Below are 6,675 nucleotides of genomic sequence, written 5' to 3' on the forward strand. Positions count from 1 at the left end.
CAGCAATGTCGCCGCCAGCGACAGCAGCCAGCGGGCGTAGGCCCTGCCCCAGGGCCTACGCCCCCTGGCTGCTGTCGCTGGCGGCGACATTGCTGCTGGCAGTCGGCGCGGCGCTGGCGCAGTGGGACCTGGAGTCGATACTGAGCCGTGCCGAGCAGCGCTACGGCGAGCTGGGCGCGGCGAAATCACGCCTGGGCGACTGGGGCCGCCTGCTCGAACAGGGCGGCACGCTCGACGAAGCGGCCAAGCTGCGCGCGGTCAACGACTTCTTCAACCAGTCGCTACGCTTCACCGACGACATCGAAATCTGGCAGCAGGAAGACTACTGGGCGACTCCGGTCGAGGCGCTGGTCAAGGGCGCAGCCGACTGCGAGGACTACGCCATCGCCAAGTACGTGACCCTGCGTCGCCTCGGCGTCGCCAGCGACAAGCTGCGCATCACCTACGTCAAGGCCCTGCGCCTGAACCAGGCGCACATGGTGCTGACCTGGTACGCCAGCCCGGGTGCCGACCCACTGGTGCTGGACAACCTGATCGGCGAGATCCGCCCCGCTTCGCAACGCGACGACCTGTTGCCGGTGTACGCCTTCAATGCCGAGGGCCTCTGGCTGCCCGGACCCGACGGCGGACGCCGGACCGGCGACAGCAAGAAGCTGTCGCGCTGGCAGGACCTGCTGACCAAGATGCGCGCCGAAGGCCTCGACCTCGACGCCCCCAAGGAGGATTGAATGTCACTGCTCAAGCAATTGTTCCTCGCCATCTGCCTGTTCCTCGTCGTCGCCTTCAGCGGCAGCTTCGTCAGCAGCGTGGAGAACTCCCGCGAGCAGTTGCGCGGCCAGTTGCGCTCCCACGCCCAGGACGCCGCCACCGCCCTCGGCCTGTCCCTGACGCCGCACGTGGACGACCCGGCGATGGTACAACTGATGGTCAGCTCGATCTTCGACAGCGGCTACTTCGCCAGCATCCGGGTGATCGACATCAAGAGCGACAAGCCGCTGGTCGAGCGCGTGCAAGCGCATGCCGAGCGTACGGTGCCCGGCTGGTTCGAACGCCTGGTGGATCTCCAGCCCCAGGGTGGCGACGCGCTGATCATGCGCGGCTGGGAACAGGCGGCGCGGGTCGAGGTGGTCAGCCATCCGCAATTCGCCCTGGCGCGCCTGTGGGACAGCGCCCTGGGCAGCCTCTACTGGTTGCTGGCCTGCGGCGCGGTGAGCCTGCTGCTTGGCGGCTGGCTGCTGCGCCGCCAACTGCGCCCGCTCGACCAGATGGTGCGCCAGGCCCATGCCATCAGCCGGCGGGAATTCCTCAGCCTGCCCAGGCTGCCGCGCACGCCGGAGCTGCGCCGCGTGGTGCAGGCGATGAACCAGATGGTGGAGAAACTTCGCACGCTGTTCGCCGAGGAGGCCGCGCGTAGCGACAAGCTACGCGCCCAGGCCTACCAGGACAGTCTCACCGGCCTGCCCAACCGGCGCCTGTTCGACGCCCGCCTCAACGAACAGCTGGGTGCCGGCGAGCACGAGCATGCCGGGCAGCTCCTGCTGCTGCGCCTGAACGACCTGAACGGGCTGAACCAGCGTCTCGGCGGGCAACGCACGGATGAACTGATCCAGGCGGTCGCCCGCTTGCTGGTCGACTCCTGCGGCCAGCAAGGGCGCGCCGACTGGCTGCTGGCCCGCAGCCGCGGCGGCGAGTTCGCCGTGCTGGCTCCCGGTTGCTCCCGCGAGCAGGCCGAACGCCTGGCCGAGGAACTCTGCGAAGGCCTGGAGAACCTTGCCCGCACCGGTGCCAGCGATCTCACGCCGGTCGCCTATCTCGGTATCAGCGCGTTCGCCGAAGGCGACTCGCCCGCGGATCTCCTGGCCCGTGCCGACCAGGCCCTGGCCCAGGCCGAAAGCCAGCCCGCCCAGCCCTGGGCGAGCCAGGACGGCACCGCGCTCGCGGCGCTCAACGATAGCCAGGACTGGCACGACTGGATCGACCAGGCCCTGACGGAGCGCCGCCTGCTGCTCTATTTCCAGCCGGTGGTGGACTGCCTGGACACCCAGCGCGTCCTCCACCACAAGGTCCTCGCGCGCCTGCTCGACCCGCAGGCCACGGCCATCGCCGCCGGGCGCTTCCTGCCCTGGATAGAACGTTTCGGCTGGGCCGCGCGCCTGGACCTGGCGATGCTCGAACAGAGCCTGGAGCACCTGCGGCGCCATCCACGGCCGCTGGCGCTGAGCCTGTCGGCCGCCAGCGTCCGCAATGCGCAGGCGTTCGCCCCACTACTGGCCCTGCTCAAGGCGCATCCGCAGGAGGCGCGCCAGCTGACCCTGGAACTGGACGAGCGGCACCTGCCAGCCGCGGCCGAACTGGAGCGCCTCAGCCAGGTCCTGCGCGAACTGGGCTGCGGTCTCGGCCTGCAGCATTTCGGCGGTCGCTTCAGCCTGATCGGCAACCTTACCCATCTGGGGCTGGCCTACCTCAAGCTGGACGGCTGCTACCTGCATGCCGTCGACCGGGAAGGCGACAAGCGGTTGTTCATCGAAGCGGTCTATCGCACCACCCACAGCATCGATCTACCGTTGATCGCGGAACAGGTGGAAACCCACGGTGAACTCGAAGTACTGCGGGAAATGGGCTTGCGTGGCGCCATGGGACGCCTGTTCGGCAGCCCGGCGCCCTGGTCCGGGGATGCCTGATAGCGAGTCCGGAGCGGGTCGGACTCGCTTTACAGCGGATTCGGCATCGACGCCAGGCGCTCCCTCTCCGACAGAGAACGCGCCGGCGCGAGCCGACAGGTCCCCGTCATGAAACCGCCAGTCGCTGTTCCACCAGCACTCCCCCGTAAAGCGCGATCTGGGTCTTGGCATTGAGTTCGATGCGCAAGGCCACCGCGCGCTCGATGCCGATCTTCAGGTGCGGACCGAAGCGCGATACGTCCAGGCCGGCACGGATCATCATCTTCTCCACGCCTACGGTGGTTACCGTCACCAGCGTCTGGATGTCGTTCTGCAGGCTGTAGCGGGCCAGCGCGCGCATCGCCTCCAGCGTACAGTCGGAAAAGCCCAGCGAGCCTTTCTGTCCAGAGTTGATGGCGAAACGGCTGAGTTCCCAGATGTGCGGCGAGCAAGGCGCTTCCTTGCCGTGCAGAAGCTCCGGGAAGGTGTTCTTCAGCATGTAGGGGCCAGTGGTATCGAGAATTCGCCAGCAACCGAAAACCTGGGCTTCAGGAGTATCTTCCTGGATCAACATGTAATAAGGGCTGAGTGCGTCATAACCATCGATTTCCATCTCGTCGATGACACTAACGTCCCAGCCTTTGCGCTCCTTGAACACTTGAGCACGCAACTTGTGCATCTCGCCCAGCAGTTTTTTATCGAACTCTTCGCGCCGACCAATTTGTACGATCATCTTCACTTCCTCCAAATAGGAAGCTGAAGAATTTATGCAAATTTCATAATTTTATAACTAGCAAATGAGATAGATTTCGGTGAACCCGGACCCTTGCTAGGCTCGAAGAAACGTCCGAAAAGATCAGAGCAATGGCTTCACACGAGAGAACACAGCCCCAAAACATGGCCTTCCGGGCAAAGGCCACCCGCACCGCCCGACGGGAAAGCCAGGAAACTTTCTGGAGCCGCTTCGGGATAAGCCAATCCTGCGGCAGTCGTTTCGAGAATGGCGAGAACCTGCCCTTCCCTATATATCTGCTTTTGCATTTCTATATAGAAGGGCAAATTACCGATCGCCAGCTCGCCGACCTGAGAGGCAAGATCAGAGAGTAATAAGACCCAAATTAACGGCCATAATGGCCGCTACGCGGCGGGAGGTCACACCGAACTTCCGCCGAATATTTCCCATATGGAAGTTCACATTGGCTTCCGAGCAGTTGCAGATAACCGATATCTCCCAACTGGTCTTGCCGATGGCGCACCACTGCAACACTTCCTTCTCCCGGCTGGTCAGAACCACCGGTTTGCTGACCGGATGTTCGAAGGCCAGTCCGGCACCGCTCTGCAGTGCGTAGTCCTTGAGCATCCACAGGGTCGGCAGGACCGACTCCATGAAACGGTTGGCCTCGGCCCGGTTTTCCGCTTCCACGCTGAGGCTCAGCGCGCCGAGTTCGCCGCGAGCACCATGCAGCGGCATGGTCAGCCCATACACCAGGCCGGCGGCCGAGGCTTCCTCGAAGAACTCGTGCTGCTTTCGCGTCTGGTAGATGGACGGTTCCCAGAAAATCGGCAGTACGCTCTGGGTACAGTGACTGACCGTCGGGTCGACCCGCGCGTAGCCAGCCCGGTCGTAATGCTCGCGCCAGGCGGCCGGGTAGTTGCCGACGATGAAGGCGTTCTCGTAGTCCTGGCTGTCCTTAGGCAACAGGCCGAAGAGGATCTTCGAGAATCCAAGGTCGCTCGCCATCTTCTGCAGGATGGCGCTCCACTCCAATTTTCCACTTGAGCGTTCCAGCTCAAGAAAACCGTCAACCAAGGCCATAGCGCTACGTTCTTCTTAAACTATTAACCAATCAGCCAAATATGGATTCGGCACCCGATATCCGGCACGTTGTACGGCAGTCCGAGAATCCCGGCTTCCTGCCGAGGCGCATGCGCCCGTGCCCGACGACCCCTGAAGATGTCCAGTCAGCCCACTCTATAGAGTTGGCGTTGTGCCGGAAAGGCACATTTCAGTCCCACTTAACAATAGACCGCGGCGTTTGATGCACCTAGTACGATACCCGTCCTAGAGGGTAAGCAAACGTTTAAATGTGATCTAGATCACATTTTATGCGAACTGAATACCCAGTCACACCTGGTCCCCGGGTTCACTGTCGGCCCATCGCCAAGCGTGCGACCGCTCTCGGCCGGGCGATCCGAGGCGCAGACGTCTGTGCGCGGCGCACGGGCAAAGGCACAGCGCCACGGCCAAGGGGGCGACCTCGCGGCATCAGGCCTGCCGGGCACGAACCCGGCGACATAGCCACTTTTCCAGTTCGGCGACGCAGAACAGGCCAAGCCCGGCCAGCAGCACCCGCGCCCACTCGCCCGGGGCCAGGCCGACCGAGCCGAACAGCGCCTGCAACGGCGGCGCGTAGGTATAGAGCAGTTGCAGCACCACGCAGGCGGCGATCGCCAGCAAGACCTGGCGGTTGCCGAACAGGCCCTCGCGGCTGAGCACCGAATCGTAGATATGCCGGCTGTTGAGCAGGTAGAACATCTCGCACACCACCACGCTGTTCACCGCCATGGTCCGCGCGCTCTCCAGCCCGGTGCCATGCTCCAGCTCCCAGAGGAACAGGCCCAGGGCGCCCGCCATCATCAGCAGCGAGACCAGCAGCACCCGCCAGACGAAGAACAGCGACAACAGGGGCTCCGCCGGCGGGCGCGGCGGACGCTGCATCAGGCCGCGCTCGGCCGGATCGAAGGCCAGCGCCAGGCCCAGGGTGCTGGAGGTGACCATGTTGATCCAGAGGATCTGCGCCGGCGTCATCGGCAGGGTCAACTGGAACAGGATCGCGGCGATCACGATCAGCGCCTCGCCACCGTTGGTCGGCAGCATGAAGAGGATGAATTTCTTCAGGTTGTCGTAGACCGCCCTTCCCTCGCGCACGGCATTGGCGATGGTGGCGAAATTGTCGTCGGCGAGGACCACCTCGGCCGCCTCCTTGGCCGCCTCGGTGCCCTTGTTGCCCATCGCTACGCCGACGTCGGCGCGCTTCAGCGCCGGCGCATCGTTGACCCCGTCGCCGGTCATCGCCACCACCTCGCCGCTGGCCTGCAGGGCCTGCACCAGGCGCAGCTTGTGCTCGGGGCTGGCGCGGGCGAACACATCGACGCCCGGCAGCACTTCGCGCAGGCGCTGGTCGTCGAGCAGTTCGATCTCCGCGCCGGTCAGCGCCGGCCGGTCGATGCCGATCCCGAGCATGGCGCCGATCGCCCGCGCGGTGTCGACGTGGTCACCAGTGATCATCTTCACCGCGATACCCGCCGCCTGGCATTCGGCGACCGCGGCCACGGCCTCCTCGCGCGGCGGATCGATGATGCCCACCAGGGCCAGCAGGGTGAAGCCATGTTCCACGTCGGCGAAATCCAGCGTGCGCTGCTCCGCCGGCATCGCCCGTCGGGCGATGGCCAGCAGGCGCAGGCCGCGAGCGGCGGTGTCGGTGGCCAGGCGCCGCCAGTAATCCGGGTCGAGCGACCGCACCGAGTCGCCCACCCGTTCAGCCTCGCACATGTCGAGGATGCGCTCCGGCGCGCCCTTCAGGTAGACCATCGCCTGGCCCGCGTGGTCGTGGTGCAGGGTGGCCATGAAGCGATGCTCGGACTCGAACGGAATCGCATCGCTGCGTGGCCGTTCCGCCGCCAGCGCCTGCGGATCGAGGCCCAGCTTGAGGCCGAGGCTGAGCAGCGCGCCTTCGGTGGGGTCGCCCTCCAGTTGCCATGCCTCGCCCTGCTGGTGCAGGCGCGCCTCGTTGCACAACAGCGCCGCGCGACCGATCTCCTGCAGATCGTCGCGTCCGGCGGGATCGAGGCCTTCGCCGTTGTGGCTGAAACCACCCAGCGGAGCGTAGCCGGCGCCGCTGACCTCGATCACCTGGTCGGCGGTGACGATACGCTGCACGGTCATCTCGTTGCGGGTCAGGGTGCCGGTCTTGTCCGAGCAGATCACCGTCACCGAACCCAGCGTCTCCACCGC

6 protein-coding genes are annotated in these 6,675 nt (G+C 65.1%); 3 read left to right on the forward strand and 3 right to left on the reverse strand.

What is annotated here, in order from left to right; genetic code table 11:
* Positions 1 to 5: 5 nt before the first annotated feature.
* Together lapG and lapD are read left to right on the forward strand one after the other, a co-directional pair.
* Positions 6 to 728 (forward strand): cysteine protease LapG, encoded by a 723-nt coding sequence (gene lapG, locus FFS27_RS25940; RefSeq protein WP_137952294.1) that lies wholly within the window; start codon positions 6 to 8, stop codon positions 726 to 728.
* Positions 729 to 2,681: a cyclic di-GMP receptor LapD gene (gene lapD / locus FFS27_RS25945; RefSeq protein WP_034014288.1), complete on the forward strand. Its 1,953-nt coding sequence runs from the start codon at positions 729 to 731 to the stop codon at positions 2,679 to 2,681.
* A gap of 106 nt (positions 2,682 to 2,787) precedes the next feature.
* Here lapD and lasI read toward each other — a convergent pair whose 3' ends face one another.
* Positions 2,788 to 3,393 carry an acyl-homoserine-lactone synthase LasI gene (lasI, locus tag FFS27_RS25950; protein ID WP_003083017.1) on the reverse strand — a complete coding sequence of 202 codons (606 nt, stop codon included), beginning with the start codon at positions 3,391 to 3,393 and terminating at the stop codon, positions 2,788 to 2,790.
* Between the two features lie 131 nt (positions 3,394 to 3,524).
* Here lasI and rsaL point away from each other — a divergent pair, with 131 nt between their 5' ends.
* Positions 3,525 to 3,767 (forward strand): quorum-sensing transcriptional regulator RsaL, encoded by a 243-nt coding sequence (rsaL, locus tag FFS27_RS33780; RefSeq protein ID WP_003083010.1) that lies wholly within the window; start codon positions 3,525 to 3,527, stop codon positions 3,765 to 3,767.
* Here the strand turns inward: rsaL and lasR are convergent.
* Together lasR and FFS27_RS25965 are read right to left on the reverse strand one after the other, a co-directional pair.
* Entirely contained in the window at positions 3,757 to 4,476 is a 720-nt protein-coding gene (gene lasR / locus FFS27_RS25960) for a transcriptional regulator LasR (RefSeq protein WP_003082999.1), read from the reverse strand. The two genes, rsaL and lasR, sit on opposite strands and share 11 nt — an antisense overlap.
* A gap of 450 nt (positions 4,477 to 4,926) precedes the next feature.
* The coding region (locus tag FFS27_RS25965; RefSeq protein WP_137952293.1) for an HAD-IC family P-type ATPase at positions 4,927 to 6,675 on the reverse strand (1,749 nt) is incomplete at its 5' end.

The sequence above is a fragment of the Pseudomonas sp. 2VD genome, from assembly GCF_005503585.1.
Lineage (GTDB): Bacteria > Pseudomonadota > Gammaproteobacteria > Pseudomonadales > Pseudomonadaceae > Pseudomonas > Pseudomonas aeruginosa.